General features: G+C 63.3%; 22 protein-coding genes and 1 pseudogene. 15 read left to right on the top strand and 8 right to left on the bottom strand.

What is annotated here, in order from left to right; translation table 11 throughout:
* Positions 1-3: 3 nt before the first annotated feature.
* The 5 genes from VGD45_RS20820 to VGD45_RS20840 are packed head-to-tail and all read left to right on the top strand — an operon-like array spanning position 4 to position 3,551.
* Positions 4-537, top strand: coding sequence for a DsbE family thiol:disulfide interchange protein (locus VGD45_RS20820; protein WP_331157272.1), 534 nt, complete (start codon positions 4-6; stop codon positions 535-537).
* Positions 534-965: a cytochrome c-type biogenesis protein gene (locus tag VGD45_RS20825; RefSeq protein ID WP_331157273.1), complete on the top strand. Its 432-nt coding sequence runs from the start codon at positions 534-536 to the stop codon at positions 963-965. Before VGD45_RS20820 ends, VGD45_RS20825 begins: the two co-directional genes overlap by 4 nt.
* The gene (locus VGD45_RS20830) at positions 962-2,053 is read left to right on the top strand and encodes a tetratricopeptide repeat protein (protein ID WP_331157274.1); all 1,092 of its coding nucleotides are present in this window, start codon (positions 962-964) and stop codon (positions 2,051-2,053) included. The genes VGD45_RS20825 and VGD45_RS20830 overlap by 4 nt, the downstream gene beginning before the upstream one ends.
* A 57-nt stretch (positions 2,054-2,110) precedes the next feature.
* Entirely contained in the window at positions 2,111-2,998 is an 888-nt protein-coding gene (locus VGD45_RS20835; RefSeq protein ID WP_331157275.1) for a MaoC family dehydratase, read from the top strand.
* A 10-nt stretch (positions 2,999-3,008) separates the two neighbouring features.
* Positions 3,009-3,551, top strand: coding sequence for a nitroreductase (locus VGD45_RS20840; RefSeq protein WP_331157276.1), 543 nt, complete (start codon positions 3,009-3,011; stop codon positions 3,549-3,551).
* A 3-nt stretch (positions 3,552-3,554) separates the two neighbouring features.
* On the opposite strand, the gene VGD45_RS20845 is transcribed toward VGD45_RS20840, so the two are convergent.
* The gene (locus VGD45_RS20845) at positions 3,555-5,966 is read right to left on the bottom strand and encodes a hybrid sensor histidine kinase/response regulator (RefSeq protein WP_331157277.1); all 2,412 of its coding nucleotides are present in this window, start codon (positions 5,964-5,966) and stop codon (positions 3,555-3,557) included.
* 13 nt (positions 5,967-5,979) lie between these two features.
* Complete coding sequence (locus VGD45_RS20850) at positions 5,980-6,975, bottom strand: ABC transporter substrate-binding protein (protein WP_331157278.1); 996 nt, start codon at positions 6,973-6,975, stop codon at positions 5,980-5,982.
* A gap of 256 nt (positions 6,976-7,231) precedes the next feature.
* On the opposite strand from VGD45_RS20850, the gene VGD45_RS20855 reads away from it, so the two are divergent.
* The 3 genes from VGD45_RS20855 to VGD45_RS20865 all read left to right on the top strand — a co-directional run bounded on the left by VGD45_RS20855 (position 7,232) and on the right by VGD45_RS20865 (position 11,282).
* Positions 7,232-8,959, top strand: coding sequence for a hypothetical protein (locus VGD45_RS20855; protein ID WP_331157279.1), 1,728 nt, complete (start codon positions 7,232-7,234; stop codon positions 8,957-8,959).
* 96 nt (positions 8,960-9,055) lie between these two features.
* Positions 9,056-10,252 (top strand): sodium/glutamate symporter, encoded by a 1,197-nt coding sequence (gene gltS / locus VGD45_RS20860; RefSeq protein ID WP_331157280.1) that lies wholly within the window; start codon positions 9,056-9,058, stop codon positions 10,250-10,252.
* Positions 10,253-10,322: 70 nt separating this feature from the next.
* Entirely contained in the window at positions 10,323-11,282 is a 960-nt protein-coding gene (locus tag VGD45_RS20865; RefSeq protein ID WP_331157281.1) for a pyridoxal-phosphate dependent enzyme, read from the top strand.
* Positions 11,283-11,673: 391 nt separating this feature from the next.
* Here VGD45_RS20865 and VGD45_RS20870 read toward each other — a convergent pair.
* Positions 11,674-12,348 (bottom strand): annotated as a pseudogene (locus VGD45_RS20870) (HupE/UreJ family protein); the annotation flags it as partial.
* A 5-nt stretch (positions 12,349-12,353) separates the two neighbouring features.
* The gene (locus tag VGD45_RS20875) at positions 12,354-12,857 is read right to left on the bottom strand and encodes a cytochrome c (RefSeq protein ID WP_331157282.1); all 504 of its coding nucleotides are present in this window, start codon (positions 12,855-12,857) and stop codon (positions 12,354-12,356) included.
* A 352-nt stretch (positions 12,858-13,209) separates the two neighbouring features.
* Here VGD45_RS20875 and VGD45_RS20880 point away from each other — a divergent pair, with 352 nt between their 5' ends.
* From VGD45_RS20880 to VGD45_RS20895, 4 genes are all read left to right on the top strand, one after another.
* A complete protein-coding gene (locus VGD45_RS20880; protein WP_331157283.1) occupies positions 13,210-13,923 on the top strand; it encodes a class I SAM-dependent methyltransferase in 714 nt (237 codons plus the stop codon).
* Positions 13,924-14,181: 258 nt separating this feature from the next.
* Positions 14,182-14,460, top strand: a complete 279-nt coding sequence (locus tag VGD45_RS20885; protein ID WP_331157284.1) for an MbtH family protein — start codon at positions 14,182-14,184, stop codon at positions 14,458-14,460.
* On the top strand, positions 14,457-15,212 hold the full coding sequence (locus VGD45_RS20890) for a thioesterase II family protein (RefSeq protein WP_331157285.1): 756 nt from the start codon (positions 14,457-14,459) through the stop codon (positions 15,210-15,212). The genes VGD45_RS20885 and VGD45_RS20890 overlap by 4 nt, the downstream gene beginning before the upstream one ends.
* Before the next feature lie 119 nt (positions 15,213-15,331).
* Entirely contained in the window at positions 15,332-16,981 is a 1,650-nt protein-coding gene (locus tag VGD45_RS20895; RefSeq protein ID WP_331157286.1) for a discoidin domain-containing protein, read from the top strand.
* A gap of 6 nt (positions 16,982-16,987) precedes the next feature.
* On the opposite strand, the gene VGD45_RS20900 is transcribed toward VGD45_RS20895, so the two are convergent.
* Positions 16,988-17,641: a class I SAM-dependent methyltransferase gene (locus VGD45_RS20900; RefSeq protein ID WP_331157287.1), complete on the bottom strand. Its 654-nt coding sequence runs from the start codon at positions 17,639-17,641 to the stop codon at positions 16,988-16,990.
* Between the two features lie 124 nt (positions 17,642-17,765).
* On the opposite strand from VGD45_RS20900, the gene VGD45_RS20905 reads away from it, so the two are divergent.
* Both VGD45_RS20905 and VGD45_RS20910 read left to right on the top strand, forming a co-directional pair.
* Positions 17,766-19,403, top strand: a complete 1,638-nt coding sequence (locus tag VGD45_RS20905) for a carboxylesterase/lipase family protein (RefSeq protein WP_331157288.1) — start codon at positions 17,766-17,768, stop codon at positions 19,401-19,403.
* A 26-nt stretch (positions 19,404-19,429) separates the two neighbouring features.
* The gene (locus VGD45_RS20910) at positions 19,430-20,977 is read left to right on the top strand and encodes a carboxylesterase/lipase family protein (protein ID WP_331157289.1); all 1,548 of its coding nucleotides are present in this window, start codon (positions 19,430-19,432) and stop codon (positions 20,975-20,977) included.
* A gap of 4 nt (positions 20,978-20,981) precedes the next feature.
* On the opposite strand, the gene panB is transcribed toward VGD45_RS20910, so the two are convergent.
* Positions 20,982-21,809 carry a 3-methyl-2-oxobutanoate hydroxymethyltransferase gene (gene panB, locus VGD45_RS20915; protein WP_349263327.1) on the bottom strand — a complete coding sequence of 276 codons (828 nt, stop codon included), beginning with the start codon at positions 21,807-21,809 and terminating at the stop codon, positions 20,982-20,984.
* Positions 21,810-21,933: 124 nt separating this feature from the next.
* On the opposite strand from panB, the gene VGD45_RS20920 reads away from it, so the two are divergent.
* On the top strand, positions 21,934-22,863 hold the full coding sequence (locus VGD45_RS20920) for a LysR family transcriptional regulator (protein WP_331157291.1): 930 nt from the start codon (positions 21,934-21,936) through the stop codon (positions 22,861-22,863).
* Here the strand turns inward: VGD45_RS20920 and VGD45_RS20925 are convergent.
* Positions 22,824-23,240 carry a DCC1-like thiol-disulfide oxidoreductase family protein gene (locus VGD45_RS20925; protein WP_331157292.1) on the bottom strand — a complete coding sequence of 139 codons (417 nt, stop codon included), beginning with the start codon at positions 23,238-23,240 and terminating at the stop codon, positions 22,824-22,826. The genes VGD45_RS20920 and VGD45_RS20925 overlap by 40 nt on opposite strands.
* Before the next feature lies 1 nt (position 23,241).
* Positions 23,242-23,400, bottom strand: a complete 159-nt coding sequence (locus tag VGD45_RS20930; RefSeq protein ID WP_331157293.1) for a hypothetical protein — start codon at positions 23,398-23,400, stop codon at positions 23,242-23,244.
* Positions 23,401-23,404 lie beyond the last annotated feature (4 nt).

Genomic DNA, 23,404 nt, shown 5'->3' on the forward strand with positions numbered 1-23,404 from the left:
CGCATGTTCAAGTACCTGCTTCCTGTCGGGCTGTTCGCTGCACTCGTCGGCTTCCTGTATTACGGCCTGGGTCGGGACAAGGAGACGTTGCCGTCGCCGCTGATCGGCAAGACCGCGCCCATTTTCGAGCTCACACGGCTGGAAGATCCGGCCAAGACCTTTTCCAACATCGAGTTCGCAGGCAAACCGTATGTGCTGAACGTATGGGGCACCTGGTGCGTCGGTTGCCGGCAGGAGCACGGCGCCTTGCTCGAGATCGCGCGCCGGGGCGAGGCGCCCATCGTCGGTTTGAATTGGAACGACGACCGGCAGCAGGCATTGAGCTGGCTGCAGCAGCTCGGCGATCCGTACGTGGTGAGCGCGTTCGACGGTGAAGGGCGCGTCGCCATCGATTGGGGCGTGTATGGCGCGCCGGAAACGTTCCTGATCGACGCGAACGGTAAGGTCATCAAGAAACATATCGCGCCCATCACGGTGGAGATCTGGGAACAGGAGTTCGTGCCGCTGTTGCCACAGGCGAGGGCGGTGTCACCATGAAACAGTTGTTGTTAGCAGTGATCGTCACGCTGTTCGGCCTGCAGGCGTTTGCCATCGACAAGGCGCCGGCGTTCGAGGATCCGGTGCAACAGGCGCGATACGAGCGCCTGGCGCGCGAACTGCGGTGCCTCGTGTGCCGCAGCGAAACCATCGCCGATTCCAACGCTCAGCTCGCCGTAGATCTGCGTCGGCAGTTGCGCGAGCTCATGGCGGCCGGCAAGAGCGATCAGGAAATCCTGCAATACATGACGGATCGTTACGGCGACTATGTGCTGTACAAGCCGCCGGTCGCGCCTCGCACCTGGTTGTTGTGGGCCGCGCCGGTACTGCTGGTCATCGGCGGGGGCATCGCCGCCGCGATCGTCATCTCGCGCAAATCGAAACTGCCCGACACCGATCCTGCCGATCCCGGCCTGGGTGCCTCGTGACCACCTTCATCATCGTCTGCGTCGCCATGCTCGTGGCGGCGTTGTTGTGGATGGTGCTGCCGCTGCTGCGCGCCCCGAAATCCAGCGCGTCGAGCGACTCCGCCGACATCACCACCTACCGCTCCGAGCGTCGTTTTTCGGGATTGGCGCTGGCGTTGCTGGTGCCGGTGCTGGCCATCCTCATGTACGCGGGCTTGAGCAACTGGGACTGGAAGGGCGCGCAGATCGCGGCCAGCCAGGCGATGGACATGGAACAGGCCATCGACAGTCTGGAAGCGAAGCTCAAGGAGGATCCGAAGAATCTGGAAGGCTGGCTTCTGTTGGGCAACACATACACCCGAACGGGGCGCTATCCCCGCGCGGCCGACGCGTTTCAGCAAGCCTATGACCTGACGCAAGGTCAGAACGTAGACGCACTGATCGGCCTCGGCGAAGCGCTTGCGCTCACCGATGAGGCTTCGCTCGCGGGCCGTGCGGGCAAGCTGTTCGATACCGCGCTGACCATGGCGCCGAATCACCCAAAGGCGCTCTGGTACGGCAGCATCGCAGCGCTGCGAGCGGGCGACCTGCGTCGTGGCCGCGATCGGCTCCAACTGCTCATGGCGCAGAATCCGCCTGAAGAATTGCGCGGCGTTCTGGAACGACAGATCCAGGACCTGGATCAGCAACTCGGCGAAGGCGGGCAGGTGGGCACGACGCCCTCTGCACCCGCGGGCTCAGAGCGACCAGCGGCGGCGAGTTCGCGCGCCATCCCGGTCGCGGTCTCCTTGTCGCCGCAACTGCGCCAGCAGGTGTCTGGGCCATTGCCGCTGTTCATCCTGGCGCGTGACCCGAGCGCCGGCGGCCCGCCCCTGGCCGTACAGCGTCACAGCTCCGACAATCTGCCGTTGAATGTGACACTCACGGAAAGTGATGCGATGATCCCGGCCCGCTCCATTGCCACCGTGCCGAAGGTGGTAGTTGTTGCACGGTTGTCGCGCTCCGGCGCGCCCCAGCAGCAAAGCGGAGATCTCTACGGCGAGGCCGAATACGAATTCGGCAAGAACAGCGGTCCGTTGACGATCGTTATCGACCGCGTCGTACCTTGAGCCTCGCCGTGATCTAATCGTGCCGCGCCACTGTCCCTGACCTGCAGCCGCTCATTGATGTCATCACCGACCAAGATCTCTTTTGCCCGCCGCCCCTCGATGGTCCCGGCCTATGCGCGCGTGCTGCTCGGCCGCAAGCCCTACAGTGCACCGGACGGCACTCGGATCGAGCCGGTCGAGCTCGAAGCGCGCAAGGTGGTGCTGTCAGCGGCGCACATCCGGAAGTATCGCGAGGTCTGCGCAGTGCCGCCCTCGGCGCAGGGCCTGCCGCCAGCCTATCTGCACGTGCTCGCGATGCCGCTACACATGCAGTTGTTCGTGGTGAAGAACTTTCCGGTGAAGGTGCTGGGCCTGATTCACCTGCGTAACACCATTCGGGTGCTTGCGCCGGTCGAGGAGCGGGAGCCGCTGCGCTTGCGGGTGTTCTTCGACACCATGCGCGTGACCGACTTCGGCCAGGAATACGACTTCACCACCAGCTTCGAGCAGAACGGCTCCGTGGTCTGGGAAGAGGTCAGCACGATGTTTGCTCGCGGCACCTCGGGGCCGAAAGAGGGCAACAAGCGACCGGTCATCGAGCGCTCCAATCATCCTGAGAACGGCGTGCTGACGGATACGCTCGACGTCGCCGACAACACCGGGTGGCGATACGCGCGCGTCTCCGGCGATTTCAATCCGATTCATCTCACGGCGCGCACCGCGCAGATGTTCGGCTTCAAACAAGCGGTGGCGCACGGCATGTGGTCCATGGGGCGTTGCCTCGCGTCCGCTTCGCCGCGCATTCCCAACGTGAAGATTCAGATCGACACGCAGTTCAAACTGCCGGTCTATATCCCCTCGCAGGCCCTGGCCCGTACCTGGGAAGTGCCGGGGGGCGCGGAAATTTCGATGTGCACGATGAAGGGCGACCGGTTGCATCTGGCCATGCAGGTCCGGACGCTGTAGAGGATTCGAGATGGATTTGCTGGAAGGCATTCAGTCGCGGACCTCCGCGAAGAAGCTCGATGCGCCGGCCCCGAGCGCTGCTCATCTGGAGCAGATCGTTCGTGCCGGAACACGTGCGCCGGATCATGGCCGCTTGCGCCCGTGGCGGTTTACGGTGTTCGAGGGCGCTGCCCGCGAGAAGCTTGGCGATGCGATGGCGAACTGTCTGCGCTCGCGCGTGCCGAACTCGCTGCCAGAGCATCTGGATGCCGAGCGAGGCAAAGCCATGCGCGCGCCGCTCGTCATGGTCGTCGGTGCGAAGATCAGCAAGGGCAAGATCCCGGAGATCGAGCAGGTGTCCGCAGTGAGCGCCGCGATCCAGAACATGCTGCTGGCCGCGCACGCGCTCGGCTACGGCGCGATGTGGAAGACGGGAGCCGCGGCTTATGACCCGGCAGTCAAGGAACTCTGCGGCCTTGCCCCGGAAGATCACATCGTCGGCATCGTTTATCTCGGCACCGTGACATCGGCGGGGCCGCTCGTGGAAGCGCCGATCGAGATCAAACGCGTTTGAGCTTCAAGCCGCCGAGGGCTGTTCGTCAGCCCGCGGCGAGCGCCGGTCATACACCCAGCGCTGCAGCGTCTTGCGAATCTCTTCCCGGCTCACCGGCTTGCTCAAATGATCATCCATGCCGGCGGCGAGGCACTTGGCGCGGTCGTCCGCCATGGCGTTGGCGGTGAGAGCAATGATGGGCACGCGTCGCTCGGGTCTCTCGGTCTGTCGCAGCGCCTGGGTGGCGCTGTAGCCGTCGAGCTCCGGCATCAAACAATCCATGAAGATGATGTCGTAACGCAGCTGGCTCGCCATCTCGACCGCCTCCCGGCCATTGCCCGCCAGATCGATGCGACAGCCGAGCTTCTCGAACATGCGCTTCACGAGCAGTCGATTCACCGCGTTGTCTTCGGCGACCAGCACGCGGGCCGCGGCATGCTCATCCGGCGATTCGTCGATGACCGGCAGCTTCGCGGTACTTTCCAGATCGACTGTGGAGCTCGATGACGCGGGCGCCGGCAATGTGAACCAGAACTGCGAGCCGCGCCCGAGCACACTGCTGAATCCAATCTGACCGCCCATCAGCTCGACCAGACGCTTGCCGATGGCGAGCCCGAGGCCGGTGCCGCCAAACTCGCGTGTGGTGGAGGAGTCGGCCTGCGAGAACTGCTGGAACAGCAGCGGCTGCTTTTCAACCGGAATGCCGACGCCCGTGTCGGTAACCGTACAGCGAACGAACGGCGCGTCAGCGTCGGCCGCGATGCGCTCGACTTCGACGCGCACGTGACCCATTCGCGTGAACTTGATCGCGTTCCCCACCAGATTGAGCAACACCTGCCGGACGCGACCCGGATCGCCATCGAGCACCGACGGCACATCGGGCGCGACGTGAATGCCGATCTCCAGACCTTTGGCCTGCGCCTGATGCGCCAGCAGGTCGGTGACTTCCTCGGCGGCGCGCGCCAGATCGAACGGGATCTTCTCCACCTGCAGCTTGCCGGCCTCGACCTTGGAGAAATCCAGAATGTCGTTGATGACATGCAGCAGCGATTCCGCCGAATGGCGGATGACCTGCACGTGCTCGCGCTGTTCCTTGTCGAGGGGGGTATCCAGCAGCAGATTGGTGAAGCCAAGCACGCCGTTCATCGGCGTGCGGATCTCGTGACTCATGTTCGCGAGGAATTCGCTCTTCGCGCGGCTCGCGGCCTCCGCGGCGATACGCGCCTGCTGCAGATCTTCCGCCTGGCGCGCACGCTCGGCGATTTCCGCTTCCAGCACGCTCGCTCGCCGCAGCTCCTCGGCTTGTTTGGCGCGCTCCGACATTTCCGCCTCGAGCGCGACGGTCTTGCTCTCGACGGTGTCGGCCATCTCGTTGAAGGCGCGCGACAGTTCGCTCGACTCGTCGTGACCGACGATGACTGCACGTGCCGAAGTTTCCCCTGCAGCGATTCTGCGTACGACATCGGTGAGAGTGACGATGGGGCGCGCCATCCGTCGTGCAATGAGAAAGGCTGCAACGGCGCTCAGGATCAGCGCGATGAGTACGATCCACGCTGCTTGGAAGAACATGTGCCGCACCGGTGCAATCACGTCCGCGTAGTGAGCGATCGTCACCACGCGCCAGCCGCCGGCACGATTGACGCCATAGGTCGGCAGGCGAGTGAACGCCACCAGCACGAATTCGCCTTCACGCTCCACCAGCGTCCAGCCGGCTTCGTTGCGGCTCATGCGCTCCAGCAGGGTGGGATCGGCTTGCATCACCAGCCGTAACTGCTGCCCGCGATCCATCGGATCCGAGCTCAGCAGCTTGTCGCCATTCGGCTCGATCAAATAGGCGCGCTGCGTGCCTCGGATGCGTTTGCTGATATCGCGCAACATCTCTTCGAAGGGGGCGTCGAGCAGTTCAGCGATCAGCACGCCGCCCGGACGATGCTTGTCGTCGGGCACCGTGATCAAGAGATGAAACGTCGCATCGTCCCGCTCGCGTTCGTGCCTCAGGCTCACCAACTCGGCCATGCCGACGGGCCGCTGCTGAACGCTCGTGAAGTTGGCACGCAGCCCCGGAGAAAGCTCGTACACCGACTGGCCCACGTCGCTGACATCCGAGGAGAACATCACTTTGCCGTGCGGATCGGCGAGGTAGATGCGCCGCATGTACGGGTAGATGTAAGTGAAGTTTCGCAGCCGTGCGCCGATCTCCGCTGGCGAGCCTTCGCGGACGGCATGATCGTCGACATGCACGTACATGCCGCGCACGGCATCGAGCAGGAGGTTGTCGATGGCGCGAGCGGTGGGAACGAGGCTGTCCTCGAAGCGGGCTGCGACCAGCTGTTCGGTATGCAGCTTCATCATGGGATAAAGCGCACCGACGGCGACGGCCAGCGACACAGCCGTCATGCCGAGCAGTGCAGCGAGTATTTTTCGGGTGAGAGTCACGGCGGCCGCCCGCTCACTGCAGCGCTCGAATGAACCGCGAGTCCAGATGGGCGGGACTGTCGACGCGGCGCGCGGCCAGACCGCGATCGATCATGAAGTCGTTCATCCGCCGCCACGAGCCATGCAGCGACTCGAAGCCGGCCGCATACGAAAATGCGCGTCCGTTGTCAGCTACGTCGAGCACCCGATCGGTACGCAGCAGCTCCTGAACATAGGGTTCGGTTTCCTTGGAGAGCCGGGCCACGATTTCGCAGGCATCGATCGGGTGATCGCGAATGAAGCGTTCCGCCCGGTGCCAGACCTGCACCAGCGCTTCGACTTCGCGCGGGTGAGATTCGATGAAGTCACGTCGCATCGTGAAGACGGAGTAGGTGAGTCCGGGGACATCCGCGGCCGACAGGATCTGCACGCCGCCCGCCGCTTTGGCTTCGGAAACGAAGGGCTCCCACATCAGCACCGCATCGACGCGCCCCGCGATGAAGTCCTGAATGGCCTCATCGCCAAAGCGCTCGATGAGCGTGATGTCGTCGAGCTTCACACGCTCGCGCTCAGCGACCACCGAGAGTAAATATTCCAGATAGGTGCCCCGATGCAGCGCGAGCTTTTTGCCGCGCAAGTCGCGCAGTCGGCGGATGCCAGGCCTGGCGATCAATCCTTCGGCGGCTTCGGAATAATCGATGGCAATGATGCCCGCGAGATCGTTGCCGGCGGCCACGTGGCGGACCAGGTCATACTGCGTGAAGCCCATGCCATGCAGCTCGCCGGCGTTCACGGCGTGCATGGATTCGAAGTATCTGCCGTTCACGTCGACGCGTTCGACGGTCAGGCCCGCGTCACGAAACCAGCCCTTGTCCCAGGCGATGTCCACCCAGTAGCTGCCCGGCCACAGGTAGGTCGCGATGCGGATGGGTTCGGAGGACAGCGGCGGCGATGCTGTCGGCGCTCCACAGGCGCTCAGGAGCATGCTGGCAATGAGGCACGCTGCCGCCGCCGCCCATCGATTCTTCATGACCCGGAGGACGGCTTGTTTGACGGAATCTTGAGCGCCAGGCGCTCGGCTCGCGGGATGCGTCACGAGTTGGGCGTTGGTTAGGCAAATGACTGAGGCGGCCAGCAGCGTCCGCCCACCATCGCCTTGAGAAAACAGGCAGCCCGGATCGCGGCTGCATGAACAATTCATCCGCGTGCGCCGCGGTCGGCGATTTCGAAAGGATAATTCCGCGGTGGTTCCGCAAAATGTCGAGCCACGCAAAGGGAGGAAACGCATGCGGTTCACGGGACACGGCCGGTGGCTCAGCTGGTCGCTCGCATTGATGGGCGGTCTGCTGCCGGGCCTGACGGGGGCTCAAAGCGAAACGCCGCCTCCCGCATTGAAGCTCGAGCTCAAGCCGCACGCCACCGAGGGCGACTTCGACTACGTCGAAGGCCGGATGACCCTCGAAGCGCCCAAGGTTGCCGCCGGCGAGACGCTGGTGAAGATGCCTGTCCTGGTCGTTTCGATACCGACGGCTCGCTACGACGGCGACGCACTCGAGGCGCGCGACGATGCCGGCGATCTGCCGCTCACCATCAAAGACGATCCGCCCACACCGACGATGAACGAGCGACGCTGGCTTGCTACGCGCGCCACTCAGGGCGATGTCGTCATCACATTCCGCGCGCCGCCTCGGGAGATCACACCGACGACCCGCAATGGTCCGTTGTTCGATCTGCGCGCCAATGGCGGCGGCATGACGGGCGCCGGCGTCACATTCATTCCGGTGCCGGACACGACCTTTCCCTATCGCGTCAGCCTGAAGTGGGATCTATCGGCGGTGGCGCCGGGCTCACGCGGGGTATGGAGCCTGGGCGAGGGCGATGTCGAGGCGACCGTTCCCGCCGCGACCGTGGCTTTCAGCTTCTACGCCGCGGGTCCGCTGAACAGCTTCCCCGCACAACCTACGCCTGAATTCGGCATGTATTGGCTGGTGCAGCCTCCGGTCGACACCGATCAACTGGCGCGCGGCATTCAACATCTGTACGGCTACATGTCCAAGTTCTTCCATGACGAGGGCCAGCCGTATCGCGTCTTCATCCGCAAGAACTTCAATCACGGCAATGGCGGCACGGCGCTCGCGCGCTCATTTACGTTCGGTTGGAGCGAATCGACCGCGCCGACGCTCGACAGTCTGCAATCGTTGCTGGCTCACGAGATGACGCACAACTGGCCCGCGATGTCGGGCGACCACGGGGACACCGCGTGGTATTCGGAAGGCGCGGCGGAGTATTACTCCATCCTGCTGTCACATCGCGCCGGCGTCACCACGCTCGAGCAGTTCCAGAAAGAAGTGAACGACCGCGCAGCCGGCTATTACACCAATCCTTATGTGCGGCTGACCAATCGGGAAGCAGCGAAAATCTTCTGGAGCGACTGGGGCGCGCAACGCGTGCCCTATGGCCGCGGCTTCATGTATCTCGCGAAGGTCGATGCTCAGATCCGCGCCAAGTCGGGCGGCAAGCGCAGCCTGGACGACCTGGCGGTGCCGATGTTCGAAACCAAGAAAGCGGGCGCGCCGCCGTCGATCGACGAATGGGTGCAGCGGCTGACCGCCGAGATCGGTCCCCAGGCCAAGCGCGACTATGACGATATGGTCGCGGGCAAGATCGTCGTGCCGCCGAAGGGCAGCTTCGCTCCTTGCTTCAAGGTCGTGAAGCATCCGGAGCGGCCGTACGTCCTGGGTTTCGATAATGCCTCGCTCAACGGCCAGCCGAAGATCGTGAAAGGGCTGGTCAAGGGCAGCGCCGCCGCAGCCGCCGGTTTGCGCGATGGCGATGAAGTGCTCGAATTCGTCGATCCGTTGGATCTGCAGCGTGAGCGCACCAAGAATATGGCGATGACCGTGCGCCGGAACGGCGAGCAGCTGCGCATCGAATATTCGCCCCGAGGCGAACCCGCCACCGCTTACAAGTGGGAGCGCGTAAGCGGCGTGCCAGAGACTGAGTGCAAGCTTTAAAACCCGGTCGCGTTGCCGGTCGTTGAAAGGGCCGCTCCTGGTGAGCGGCCTTCTTTTTTTGTGAGCCGGCCGTTGCGATGGCAGTATTCGCCCACCATGAAGCTGGGCCTCATTGAAACCACCGCGCTGGCCAGCCTGCTGTTATTTCTGGGCTATCGAGCCCGCGCTGCCGTTCCCATCCTGTATCGACTGAACATTCCCGCACCGGTCATCGGCGGCCTCGCCATGTCCATCGTCGTGCTCGCGCATCGTGCGCTTGCGCCCGAGCCGCTCGAGTTCGACACCACCTTGCAGCGACCGTTAATGATCGCGTTCTTCACCAGCATCGGCTTCGCCGCGAGCTATCGGCTATTGCGCGTGGGCGGGCCGCAGGTGTTGTCATTTCTGCTCGCTTGCTCGGTGCTGGCAGTGCTGCAAAACATTCTGGGCGCGGGCGTTGCGACGATGTTCGGTCTGCCGCCGCTGTTTGGAACGTTGACGGGCGCAGTCACGCTGGCCGGCGGCCCAGCCACGGGCATGGCGTTCGCACCGTTGTTCGAGGAAGCAGGCGTTGCAGGGGCAGGCTCGATTGCGCTCGCCACAGCCATGGGCGGCATCGTGCTGGGGAGCGTCTTGGGCGCGCCGCTCGCGACATTTCTGGTGGAGCGCCACAAACTTCGTACCGGTAGCGAATCGAGCGCGGAGAACGTGTCGTCGATGGCGGTCGTCGCTGACCCCGAGCCACCTGCCGACAGGAGCTATGCCGCCCTGAAGAGCCTCGCCTTCGTGCTCGTGGCCATGTGGTTGGGCTCGGGCGTCAGCCATCTCATCGAGCGAGCCGATGTCACGATGCCGGCCTACATCGGCGCGCTCGTCGTGGGCGCGATTTTGAGGAATCTCGATGACGCGACCGGCTGGCTGAAGCTGCCGCATCGAGCCATCGACACGATCGGCGCGGTGGCGCTGTCGTTGTTTCTGGCGATGGCGTTGATGACGCTCGATCTGCTGAAGCTAGTGAATCTCGCCTGGCCCTTGCTGATCAACCTGATTCTGCAAACGGCGCTGGTCGCGCTGATCTGCATCGGGCCGATCTTCCGGCTCATGGGCAAGGATTACGACGCGGCGGTGATGAGCGGCGGTTTCGCGGGCGTCATGCTCGGCACGACCGCGAACGCCATGGCGGTCATGCGCTCGGTGGTCGAACGCTATGGAATCGCGCCGCGCGCGTTTCTCGTGGTGCCCATCGTCGGCGGCTTCTTCATCGACTTCACCAATGCGCTGATCATCACGCTGTCGGTGAACCTGCTGCGCTGATGCGCCATCGGCTTATAATGGCACGCACCGGCGCCTTCTTTTGAACTTGCGCCATCGGATGGGGATGCCAATGACTCTGACCCTGGCGGATATCCGCGCCGCGCACACGCGCATCAAGGATCGCATTCATCGCACGCCGGTCATGACCAGCGCCGCGCTCAACGAGAAGGCCGGCGCCCAGCTGTTCTTCAAATGTGAGAACCTGCAGAAGATCGGCGCGTTCAAGGCGCGTGGCGCGACCAACGCGGTCGCTCTGCTTTCAGATGAGCAAGCCCGACGCGGCGTGGTGACGCATTCCTCCGGCAATCATGCCGCGGCCCTGGCCCGTGCGGCCAAACTGCGCGGCATTCCGGCCTATATCGTGATGCCTTCGAATTCACCGCAGGCCAAGCTTGCCTCGGTGCGTCGCTATGGCGCCGAAGTGATCCAGTGCGAGCCGACCATGACGGCGCGAGAGAGCACCGCCCAAAGCGTCGTGGAGCGCACCGGCGCGACGTTCGTCCATCCGTACAACGATGTCCGTGTCATGGCCGGGCAGGGCACGACCGCGCTGGAGTTGCTGGAAGACGTGCCCGATCTCACGGACATTCTTTGTCCGGTGGGCGGCGGCGGATTGATCAGCGGCGTCTCCGTCGCCGTCAAGAGCATCAATCCAGAAATTCGCGTGCTCGGCGTCGAGCCTCAGGGTGCGGATGACGCTGCACGATCGCTGGCCGCGGGCCACATCATTCCAAGCACATCGCCGAACACGATTGCCGATGGTCTGCGCTCGTCGCTGGGCGAGCTCACCTTCGAACAGATCCAACTCCACGTCGATGGCATCGTGACGGTCTCGGAGAATGAGATCCTCCATGCCATGCGCGCGATCTGGGAAGTGCTGAAGATCATCGTCGAGCCGTCCGGCGCGGTGGGCTACGGCGCGCTCGTGGATGGTCAGCTCGATCTTCCCGGGCGACGCATCGGCATCATTCTCACCGGCGGCAACCTCGATCTGGACACGTTGCCCTGGACGACGCCGGCTAAGGCGTAGCGCCGCCCTCGATCCGCCCCAGCTTGGTGTAGTAGCCGCTGACCTCCAAGACGATGGTCAGCGGCGTGTCGCCGAGATTGCGCCAGTACCAGCCGTGCATGCCGGTGAACGGCGCCACGAAGGAACCGTGCGCGGTCTGGCTGCTCTGGACCGTCTCGTAGCTGCGAAAGTAGCCCTCGGGCCATGCGCCCTCGGTGGGCTCGCCGTGAAATTCGTAATAAACGGCGCCGCCTTCAGTGCCCCACGAGTACAGCATCGGCTCGCCAGCCGCGAGCTTCGCTTTGTACTCGAGCTCCTCACGCGGCTTGACTTCGATCTCGATGCGCGCCGAACGATGCTTGCGCGGATGGGCATGCATGATGTCGTTGGCGAGCCGTTCGCCCTGGGCTCCGAAATAACCCGTGAGCTGATAGGCCACGAGCACGAAGCCCGCCGCCATCAACAAAACATTGGCCGCCGTCGCATGACGCTTGAATGAGGGCGCGGCTCGCCAGTAGGTCATCACGATCAGGATGGCGCTCAGCGCGAGCACCTGACCGATCTCCACACCCACGTTGAAGGCGAGCATGTTCGGCACCAGTGCGTCGGCCGACAGACTGAAATCCTGCAGCTTGGTGGCGAGCCCGAAGCCGTGACAGAACCCGAAGATCAGCACCGCCGCCTTGGTGTTGGGCTGCACGCCGAACCAGCGCTGGAACGCGCCCAGGTTGTCGAGCGCCTTATAGACCACCGAAAAGCCGATGATGGCGTCGATCAGGTAGGGATCGACCGCGAGCCCGCTGAGCACGCCATATAGCAGCGTGACGCTGTGACCGATGGCGAACAATGTGACATACGCCACCACCTCGCGTGGCCGATACAAAAAGAAAATGACACCCACCAGAAACAGCAGATGGTCATAGCCCGTGACCATGTGCTTCGCGCCGAGATAGATGAACGGCAACAGCTGCACACCTGTCGCGTTTTGCAGCAACGCCTGGTCTTCGGGCGGGATTCCGTGGGCCAGCGCATGGCCGCCGAGCGCGCAGCAGGTCACAAACAGCAACAGTGAGATCAGCCGACGCATGCTCGTTACTCGCCCGTGGGCTCGGGCGTGAAGATGAACTTGGAATGACAGTCCGTGCAGGTCTGGTAGATCTCGCCAGCGGCCGCAAACAACGCCTCTGGATCTTTGACATCCGTAGCCTCGATCGCAGTACGCGCCGCTGCGCTCATGGCGCGAGCTTTGGCGGTCCAGTCCTGCGGATCTTGAATCTGCGAGGCGTGCGCTCGCCCTTCGAGCAGCAGCAGGTTGCCCGACTCGAGCACCATGGCCGCATGACTACGAATGTTGTTCCATTCCTCATCGGTGCGCGGCTGCACGTGTTCCTCGCCGTCCTCGGTCACGATGGTGGCGACCGCGCCGAACACCACTTTGGCGCTCGGATCGATCACCCAGCTCATCAGCTGTCGGGTATCGATGGAGGTGTCGAAGCCGGCTGCTGTAGCAGTTGCAGCGGGAGCGGGGGACGGGTCGCTGCAACCGGCATGCAGTACGAAGCAGGCGAGCAGCACCGCCATAGTTGTTGTTCGCATGAGCTCGGGCACCGACCGAACGTCGAGATTGGGGCGACTATCGTAGCGCACCGCCCTAGGAAGATTGCCAGGGCGACAGTAAAGAATTGCCCACGACCTTGCTGAAAACTCCGCTGTCGCCAGCCGCCGTCACGCAGCGGTCACACGGGCAAAATAAATTGTCGCGTTCGCGGCAATGATACGTACTTTATTTCTAATGTGACCGATTGCTGTACACTAGCCGTGAGCGCGGCAGCGTCGTGCAATTTATGCAGACGAGGTCGCGTTCTTCCACCTTAAGAGAGTGGACACATCAATGGCGGGCCGCGTCGGCCGGCCGCGACCGTGTCGCTGCATTATCGGAGGAAGCTGTTTGAACGCACTCCAGTCCCTGGTCCCGTCCCGCTTTCGTCCCGCCGCCAAGCGCGCGTTCTTCGCCGGTCAACGCATCGTCAATCTGCCGCTCACCCTGCTTCACAAGCTGGTGTTGACCCCGGCGCACCTCGTCAGCCGTCGCTCCCGACAGCACCGCAAACTCGAGATCGGTCCCGGCGATCAACGCATCGACGGCTTCGAGACGCTCAACGTCATTCCCGCGTCCAACGTCGATTATCTGTGGGACGCCGCCAAGCGACTGCCGTTTGCGGACGGCGCCTTCGAAGTGGTGTATGCGAGCCACATCCTGGAGCACATCCCCTGGTACAACACCGAAGAGGTGCTGGCCGAATGGGTGCGCATCGTCGCGCCGGGCGGACGGCTGGAGATCTGGGTGCCCGACGGGCTCAAGATCTGCAAAGCCTTCGTCGAGGCGGAAGAGCGGCACTCACGCGACTACGAGCAGGATGGCTGGTATCGCTTCAACGAGCAGAAGGACGCGTGCCGCTGGGCGTCCGGGCGCATTTTCTCGTACGGAGACGGCGTGGGCACGCTTGGCCATCCCAACTGGCACCTGGCCGTGTTCTCGTACCGCTACCTCGAGCAGGCGCTGAAGAATGCGGGCTGTCGCAACGTCGAACGTCTGCAGCACTCGCAGGTCCGCGGGCACGATCACGGCTGGATCAATCTGGGCATCGCCGGCATCAAATGATCCCTGGGTTTCGAATGATCGTGCGTAGTTGTTTGCACGCGCAGCGCGACTGAACCAACCAACAATCCGTGCCAGAGCCATCACCCGGGTGATGCGGTCCTGGCGCGCCTCATAGCCGTTTCCACACGGCAAATCCTGGAGCTGCGCGTTCCTGCGCCTCCCGGAAGGCAACGCCGCCATCGAACCAACCGAACCTCCTTGTGCTTCCCCCGCTAGCATCGCGCGGTTATCGACGTAGCCAATCCGGAGGGGTGCACCATGGCTGGTGGGTTCGACGATGAGAATGGCAAGTTCCGCGTGCTGGTGAACGAGGAAGAACAATATTCGCTGTGGCTGGACGGCATGGAGGTCCCGCGCGGCTGGACCGATACGGGCGTCGCTGGCGATAAAAAGACCTGCCTCGACTATGTCGGCAAAGTTTGGACGGACATGCGTCCCAAATCGCTGCGGATCTGGATGGAAGAACACGCGAAGAAGACCGCGGCGGAGGCTCAGTCGAACGAGGCGGCCACGGCCGGGTCGTCCCCTGGGGCATGAACCTCGACAGCAAGGTTGCATTGCTGTGTCTTCCCTGCGGAGGCGCCAGCGCCACGATGTATGAGCGCTGGCGCTTGCGTGCGCCGAGCTGGATTCGAGTGGTTCCGGTCGAACTGCCCGGTCGTGGCGCGCGCGCCTTCGAACCGTTCAGCAGGGACTTCGACGCGTTAGTGGAGCAGCTCTGTTTGGAGCATGCGCGCGTGCTCGAAAGTCCCTACGCCTTGTTCGGGCATAGCATGGGCGGGCTGCTCGCGTATGGGATGGCCGCATTGTTACATCGATGTCATCGACCGCCGCCATCGATGATGTTTGTATCCGCAAGTCCGAGTCCGGCCAGTGACCGCTGGCGCTTTACCGGGCGTGACAACGACGACGCCCTGATACGTGACCTGCGTCATTACGGCGGCGTCCCCGAAGAAGTGTTCGAATGTCCGGAGATGCTGCGTCCGGCGCTGGATACGCTCGCGGCCGACTACGTCGTGATCAACAGCTTCCACTATCGCGCTCCAGCACGCCTGCCTGTTCCGTTGCGAGTGCTGGCGGGACGCGATGACGAGATCCGACTGGACCAACTCGTCACCTGGCGCAACGAAACCCTCGCAAGCTTTGCACTACATTGGTTCAGCGGCGGACATTTCTATCTTCGTCCGCACGAAGCCGCGGTGCTGCGTTTGATCGAGCACGAGTTGGGCAACTCACGTAGGGCACTCAAGGAAAACACTGAAGCGCCATCGCCCGCTTTGCCGGTCTGAATTTGGAAGTCGGGCTCATCAACAACCTGCCTCGCCGGGCCGATCCTGTGCACGCGAACAGTCGATTCGCGTAAGGAGCCCGTGAATGACTCGCGGGCCAGCACCTGAAGGAGATCACCTTGAGAGCAGCAGCACGGTTGCTGGGGTTGTGGATGTTGACGGGCGCGGTGGCGGCCCAGGCGCAGCAGTTCGACAAGCTCGGCTTTTTTGTTGGCGAGGCGACGCCCGCGATCGCGGCGCCTCAGTATCGATCCTTCGTCGAGAAGGTTCAGCAGATCCCGAACTCCACCAATGTGTTCGTCGATTATCGCGAGCCCATCTGGAGCCCCGGCACTTACGATCCGAAGTGGCGTAACAACGCCGCGTGGGCGGCGGGCAATCTGGCCGAGCTGTGCTCGGTCGAGCATCTGAACCGCCTCGACGCCGAGGGGCGGCCCAATCTGATTCCCATCGTCAGCGTCGGTCTGACCGACGACCCCACGGTGTTTCAACTGAACCTGCCCGAAGGCGATCCGAATCGCGGCGTGTACAGCGAATCGGCCGCGGTCGCGATGATGAACGACGTCGCCGCCGGCAAATACGATGTCGAAAATCCCGCCGCCGGCCGCTATCGCGTGTGGCCGGCCATTCTCGACGCCTTCAAGAACCAGGGCTTTCGCAAAATCTATTTGCGCATCGGTTGGGAACAGAACGGCAACTGGTATGGCTGGCGCGTGCGTAACGAAGCAACACGTGCGGCTTATATCGCCGCGTGGCGGCACGTCGCCGATCTGGCGCATGCTTACGCGAATGCTCACGGCATGGTCATCGAAACCATGTGGAGTCCCACGGCTTCCTATGCCAACTATGGTGTGAGCGAGGAGAGCAGTTATCCGGGCGATGCGTACGTCGACATCGTCGCACCGACTCATTACAGCCCCATCTGGAATCCGACCCGCTCGCGCGACAAGACGGCGTATCACGATTGGAGCAGCGGCCAGAATGTGACGCTCGCCGACTGGCTCGCCAATGCGGCCAATCGTCGTGTCATCTGGGATTATCCAGCGGCCGACTACTGGAATCCGAAGCGAGGGTGGGGCCTGCCGGCTGCCATCGAGTTCGCGATGGCCCGGAGCAAACGTTTTGCACTGTCCGAAACGGGCACTGGCAACTTCGGCGTGACACGCAACGGCGGCGGTCCAGTCGATGAAGGGGACTACCCGTTGTATCTCGGCGAGCGCCTTGCCGCCGGCGTGAACCGCGGTCTGGAGCTCGAAGTGATCGAGATCTGGCCGCAGGCCAGCGGCAGCGATCGACTCACGTTCCTGAGTGGCGAGCGCCCCCTCGAGGCGAATGGCTGGAAAGACTTCGGCAGGATACTCGCCGTCGCCGAATCTCCCATCAACCTCGCGAAGGGCAGGCGGGCCTATCCGAGCTCGACGTACAGCAGCACCTATAGCGCCGCGCAAGTCACGGACGGCAGCACTGCGACCAGCTGGCGCAGCGCCGTTGGCACGGAGAAACAATGGATCTACGTCGACCTCGGGCAGAACTATGCGATCTCTCGCGTGCGGCTGACCTGGGATGGCGCCCATGCGTCGGAATACATGATTCAGACCCAGGTGAGCCCGAACAACTGGGCCACGATCTATCGGACGACGAGTGGCGACGGCGGTGTGGACGATATTCGCGGGCTGAGTGGCGTGAGCCGACATGTCCGCGTGTTTGCGCTCAAGTGGGGCACGACGACGCGCAACTACGGGCTCAAGGAATTCGAGATCTACCCGTGATTGCAGTCACGCGCGGCGCGCGACCACCAGCCAATTGTTGAAGGGCGTCCGGCCCCAAAGCGGCTGGAACTCGGCCTGCAGGCCATGACGGCGAAGCCCGGCGCGCAACTCCTGCGCGCTGGGCTGAGCTTTGAACGATGTTTTCATCCAGCCCACCCAATGCCCGAAGCGGTCGGTCACCCGGGTCATGGCGCTGCGCCAGGTGCCGTCGGCGAGTCCGGTGCGAATCACCAGCTGGCCTTCCTTGCTGACACATTCCGCCGCCTGCGACAGCAATGTTCCCTGCGCCTGTCGTGGCAGGTATTGCAGGACATCCAGCAGAGCGACGCTGCCCCGATGCTCCGGGAACTGGACGCTCAAGTCACAGACCTGGAACTTCGCATCGTCGTGACAGCCAACGGCCGAAGCGGCGCGCGCTGCTTCGATTTTCACGGCGTCCGTATCCACGCCGATATAGGGCAGTTGACGCCCGCTGGCGCGCAGACAGTGCAGCAGCAAGCCAATTCCGCAGCCCAGATCCAGCACCGGCTCCGACTGATTGCGAAAGGCGCCAGGCACCGCGTCGTACAGCGGATCCATCGCAAGTTTGCTCAGCGAATACCAGTAACGATATCGGTCCGGCAAAAAGCGGGCGGCGATGGCGCGTTTGGGCAGGGTCATGTTGGAACGTTAGTTTTCGACCGGGAAGAGGCGGACACCTTTCTTGACATTGTCGGCGCGTCCTCGCGCTGGCGCCAGGGTTACTATGCTCGCATATCAAGAAACGCCGGATCGAGGGGGGACCATGATCGGCAAGGTATCGCGGCGGCACATCATCGCGAACGGATTGACTCTGAGCACGGCGCTCGTCGCGGGGGCGCTGCCAACCTCGAGAGCTTTCGCCAACTCGGCGCCCGTCGCCGAGACCCGCGCTGGCAAGGTCAGAGGAGTGACGAGCGAAGGCGTGCACGTATTCAAAGGCGTGCCCTATGGCGCACCCACCGGCGGCCGCAATCGTTTCATGCCACCGCAGCCGCCGTCGCCATGGACCGGCGTGCGTGACGCGTTCGACTACGGGCCCAGCACGCCACAAAGGGATCCCGCGGCTCCACGAGGCGGCAGCGCCGTCGCAGCGCTCATCGGCGAGCTGAGCGACCGGCCCGAGAGCGAAGATTGCCTGGTGCTCAACGTATGGACGCGCGGCCTGCGCGATGGCGGCAAGCGGCCCGTGATGTTCTGGATTCACGGCGGCGGATTCACCGCAGGTTCGGGATCCTCGCCCGGCTACGATGGAACCCAACTTTGCAAACGTGGGGACGTGGTGGTGGTCAGCATCAATCACCGCTTGAATGTCGCGGGCTTCGCTTATCTGGGCGGCGTCGGTGGCGCCGACTACGCGAGCACGGGCAACGTCGGCATGCTGGATATCGTTCAGGCGTTGCGCTGGGTCCGCGAGAACATCGAGAACTTCGGCGGCGATCCCAATCGCGTGATGATCTTTGGCGAGTCCGGCGGCGGCCGTAAGGTCGGCACCTTGCTCGCCATGCCCGACGCCAAAGGTCTGTTCCATCGTGCCGTGATCCAGAGCGGGCCGACGATTAAAGTCGTCTCGCAGGAAGATGCGACTCGTATCGCCGAATTGCTGCTCGATGAGCTGCAGATCGCTCGCACCGACGTCCGCAAGCTGCAGGAAATGCCCATCGATCAGTTGATGCGCGCTTATCACGTCATCAGCCGCAGGCATCAGCTGGCCCACACCACGAACGGTTTCGCGCCGGTCGTGGAGGGCAAGGTGCTGCCTCAGCATCCGTTCCATCCGCAGGCGTCGGCGTTGATGGCCGATGTGCCGTTGATCATCGGCACGAACCGCACCGAAATGACCTTGCAGCTCGCCGGCGATCTGGCGGCGTTCAAGCTCGACGAAGCAGGTTTGCAGACGCGCGCCAGAGGTCTGCTGGGCGACCAGGCGCAGACCGTGCTCGCCGCTTATCGCAAGGCCGAGCCCAAGGCGACGCCCTCCGAATTGTTCTTCCTGATGATCAGCGACCAGCGATACTGCGCGCCCATCATGACCATCGCCGATCGCCGTGCCGCGCTCGGCAAAGCGCCGGTGCACTGCTATTACTTCACCTGGGAGACGCCGGTGCAGGGTGGCCGGCTGAAATCCCCGCACGCGCTGGAGATTTCGTTCGTCTTCGATCGCACCGAGCAGTCGGCCAACTTCACGGGCGGCGGCCCCCGAGCCGCCGCGCTAGCCGACAAGATGAGCGATGCATGGATTGCATTTGCCCGCTCGGGCGACCCCAACACAGCCAAGCTGCCAAAGTGGACACCGTACACGGCGACACAACGTGCCACGCTGGTGCTGAACGATTCGAGTGTGATCGTAGACGACCCGCTGGGGCCGCGACGCGCGGCCATGCAGGCGGCAATGAAGCTCTGATCCGTTTGGAAATCGAGGGACTGCACATGAGGACTGTGTGTCGGCGGGGGCGCTGGTTTCCCGTGTTCGTGAGTGCGTTGCTGTGCTTCGCGGCCGCACGTGCCGATGAGCCAATCGTTCGAACGGCGGAAGGGCAGCTGCGTGGCGCCCAACTGCAGGATCCGGCTGTGTATGTATTCAAGGGCATCCACTACGGTCGCTCGACCGAAGGCGCGGCGCGCTTCAAACCGTCGACCCGGGTCCCAAGATGGTCGGCAGTCAAAGACGCATTGAAGTTCGGCCCGGTCTGTCCACAGGCCGGCGAGCCCGGACGGCGCACGACCACGGCGGGCGAGCAGTTGCCCATCAGTGAAGATTGCCTGGTGCTCAACGTCTGGACGCCATCGATCGAGGCCGGCGGCAACCGTCCCGTCATGGTGTGGCTGCATGGCCGCGGCTTCTATGCCGGCGCGGGCTCCGAGCCGCTCTATGACGGCGCGCGCCTGGCGAGGCGGGGCGATGCCGTCGTCGTCACCATCAATCACCGCCTGAACGTGTTCGGCTACCTGCATCTGGTCCATCTCGGCGGCAAGCAATTCGCCAGCTCCGGCAACGTCGGCGTGCAGGACATGCAGCTCGCGCTGGAGTGGGTACGCGACAACATCGCGGCCTTCGGCGGCAATCCGCAGAACGTGACGATCTTCGGTGAGTCCGGCGGCGGCGTGAAAGTATCCACGCTGCTTGGCGTGCCCGCGGCGAAAGGTTTGTTCCATCGCGCCATCATCCAAAGCGGCGCGCGGACGCGAGGCATGCCGGCCAAGACCGCGTTGTCGAACGCACAGACCGTGATGGCGAAGCTGGGCGTCACGAGCACCGCCGATCTGCAGGCCGTACCGATGGAGAAGCTGCTTGCCGCGGTCACGACAACCGGTCGCACCGATCCGGAGTTCGGCCCCGTCGTGGACGAGACTTACTTGCCCAGGGACATGTTCGAGCCGGTGGCTGCGGCGACCGCGCGTGGCATTCCCATCATGGTTGGGTCGAACAAAGACGAGCATGCCATCTACGCTCGCGAACATCCTTTGATGGGCAAGATGACGGCGGCTCAGCTACGCGAGGATCTATTGCCCAGTTTCGGTGAGAACACCGATGCGCTGATCGCCGCCTACGAAGAGTCGCGGCCCGAGGCGACACCGTGGGACCTCATGGTCGCGATTCGCAGCAATCGCTTTCACATCGGCACCATCCGCCTCGCGGAGGCGGCCGCCAAAGTCGCACCGGTGTATGTCTACAGCTTCGACTTCGAAGCGTCACCTCTGAAGGCGGCACACGGTTCCGAGATCGCGTTTGTCTTCAGTAACGCGACCACGAGCAAGGACGCGCGCCAGGGTGCGAAGGCCGTCGAGGACGCGATGAGCGAGGCGTGGATCGCCTTCGCCCGTACTGGCAATCCCAATCACCAGGGCCTGCCGTCGTGGCCGACCTACGATGCTCAGAATCGCGCCACCATGGTGTTCGACACGAAGTCGATGGTGGTGAACGACCTGCGCGCACCCGAGCGCAAGGTGTGGGAAGGCAAGGAACTCGTCCGGTAACGGCTCAGGCGGTCAGCAAGGCGCGGAAGTGCTCTTTAGCTTCCGCGCCCAGATCCGATGTTTGCTCTGCGCCCGGAAACGTTCCTTCCGAAACGTCCCTGACGAACTGACGAGTGGCGCCCACGATCTCCTGCGCCACGTTCAGATAACGACGTGTGTGCTTCGGCTTGAAGTCGGTGTACAGGCCGAACAGGTCGTGAAACACCTGCACTTCGCCGTCGCAGTACGGCCCGGCGCCGATGCCGATGGTGGGAATCGATACTCGCCGGGAAATCTCTTGAGCCACCGTTGCAGGCACGAGCTCCAGGACGATCGCAAACGCTCCGGCAGCTTCGAGCGCCTTGGCATCGGCAACGAGCGACGCGGCCGCCGATGGTTCTTTACCCTGGATGCGTGGACCGCCCATTGCATGGACGGATTGTGGCGTGAAGCCGAGGTGACCGCAGACCGGGATGCCGACGCTCACCAGCCGTTCGATGGTCGGCGCGATGGCAATGCCACCTTCGATTTTCACCGCACCGACTTTGCCTTCGGTCATCAGACGCGCCGAGTTACGTAACGCATCCTCCACGGACACCTGGTAGCTCATGAACGGCATGTCGCCGACGAGCAGGGCGCGCCGACTGCCCCTCGCAACCATCTGTGAGTGATAAATGATCTGCTCGAGCGTCACCGGCAGGGTGGTGTCTTGACCCTGCACGACCATGCCCAAGGTATCGCCGATCAAAATAAACGGAACGCCGGCGGCGTCGATCATCTGCGCCGACGTGTAGTCGTATGCGGTCAGCGCCGCAATCCGCTCGCCACGGCGCTTCATGGCGACGATGTCCATCGTCGAAAGTCGTTGACCCTTCACGCAATGTCCCCCGGTTGTCGGTGTGACGATTCCATTTACGTGGCTATTAGTCAACGCTAAGGTACTCTGCATTGATCCAAGTAAATGCTTATATGCCGTCATGACACTCGAAGACCTTCGGATCCTGGTCGCGGCCTGCGAAGCCGGCAGCATGAGCTCCCTGGCGCGCGAGCTGCAGCGGACACAGTCCTCCGTCAGTCAGCACATCGCGCGACTCGAAGCAGAGCTGGGGATCCGGCTGTTCGAACGCCATGCGCGCGGCATTCAACCGACGGCGGCGGGCAAAGTGCTGAAGGACTTCGCGCTCGAAGGGCTGGATGCGATCGAGATCGGCCTGCAGCGGGTGCGGGCTCTACAGCATGGCGAGTCGGACACGGTCACCATCACGACCGGCGGCACCACTGTGCGGCATTTCATGCGACAGGCCGTGGTTCGCTTTCGCAAGGAGCATCCCGGCGTCAATCTGCGTTTCCTGCCGGCGAGCTCGACGCGTCGGTGCTTCGAGATCCTGCGTCTGAGTCAGGCGGACCTGGGTTTCGTCACCACCGGCGAGCCGGCGCGCGGCATCAACGAGAAAACCATCGCCAAACAACGGCTGTTCCTGCTCACCACCAAGAGCGACGAACTGTCACGACGTCGCAAACTGCGGCTGCAGGATCTCAAAGACATTCGCTACCTGGGGCTCGCGGGCGGCACCACTCATCACAGCGCCATCGAGCAGGCAGCGCTACACCGGGGCGTGGAGCTGAAGGCCGAAGTGGTGTTCGACGATTTCGATACGGCGAAACTGTTCGTCGAGCTCGGGTTGGGTCAGGCCATCGTGCCGGCGGTCCATGCCTACAATTTCGAAAAGAGCGGCTCGGTGAAAGCTGTGCCGATCGTCGACCTGCCGTCCGTATCCATCGGCTGGGCGTTCCGGCATTGGCAACACCTGTCGCCGGCCGCGCGTGAGTTCGTCGATATCACCAATCAGGAGATCGGCAAACTCCATCATGTGCCCGGACTGGAGTTGGCAGCGGCGCTGCGCTGATCCAGGCGCGAGCGCCCGAGCAGCTTCAACGTGAGATTTCGTCCCGCGCGCAGAATAGGGTAGGCGAACCGGGAGAAGGCTCGCGAGCGGAAGACGAGCGAGTTGATGCGATTGAACCAGCCAGCCGGCGTCGTCAACAGCGCCAGCGCGTGAATGCAATCCGCGCCATGATAGTAGCGCCCGTTCAATTTCAGAACCATGCCGGCGTCCACGTCGTAACCGAGCCGCCGAACTTCATCGACGAGCTGCGGATACTCACGGGCATTCGCCAAGGTCACGGGCCCAACCGCCTCCCGCAGGCGTACGTGAACCACATAGCGCGAGCAGAAGGGGCATTCGCCGTCGTAGAGCAGCCAGTTCGCCGAACTCTCGGTCACATCAATCCCGGGCGGCGGCAGTGCCGGTTGCAGATTTGTCAGGGCAGTCTGAGTAGAAATTACAACCGCTCAGCACGGGCAGGTTACGCAACGCGTCGTATGCGCCGGCGAGCGCCAGCGCGACGAGAAAATAAAGCGCCAATTTCCTGCGTGAAACCATGTGA

Source organism: Steroidobacter sp. (genome assembly GCF_036402275.1).
GTDB lineage: Bacteria > Pseudomonadota > Gammaproteobacteria > Steroidobacterales > Steroidobacteraceae > Steroidobacter.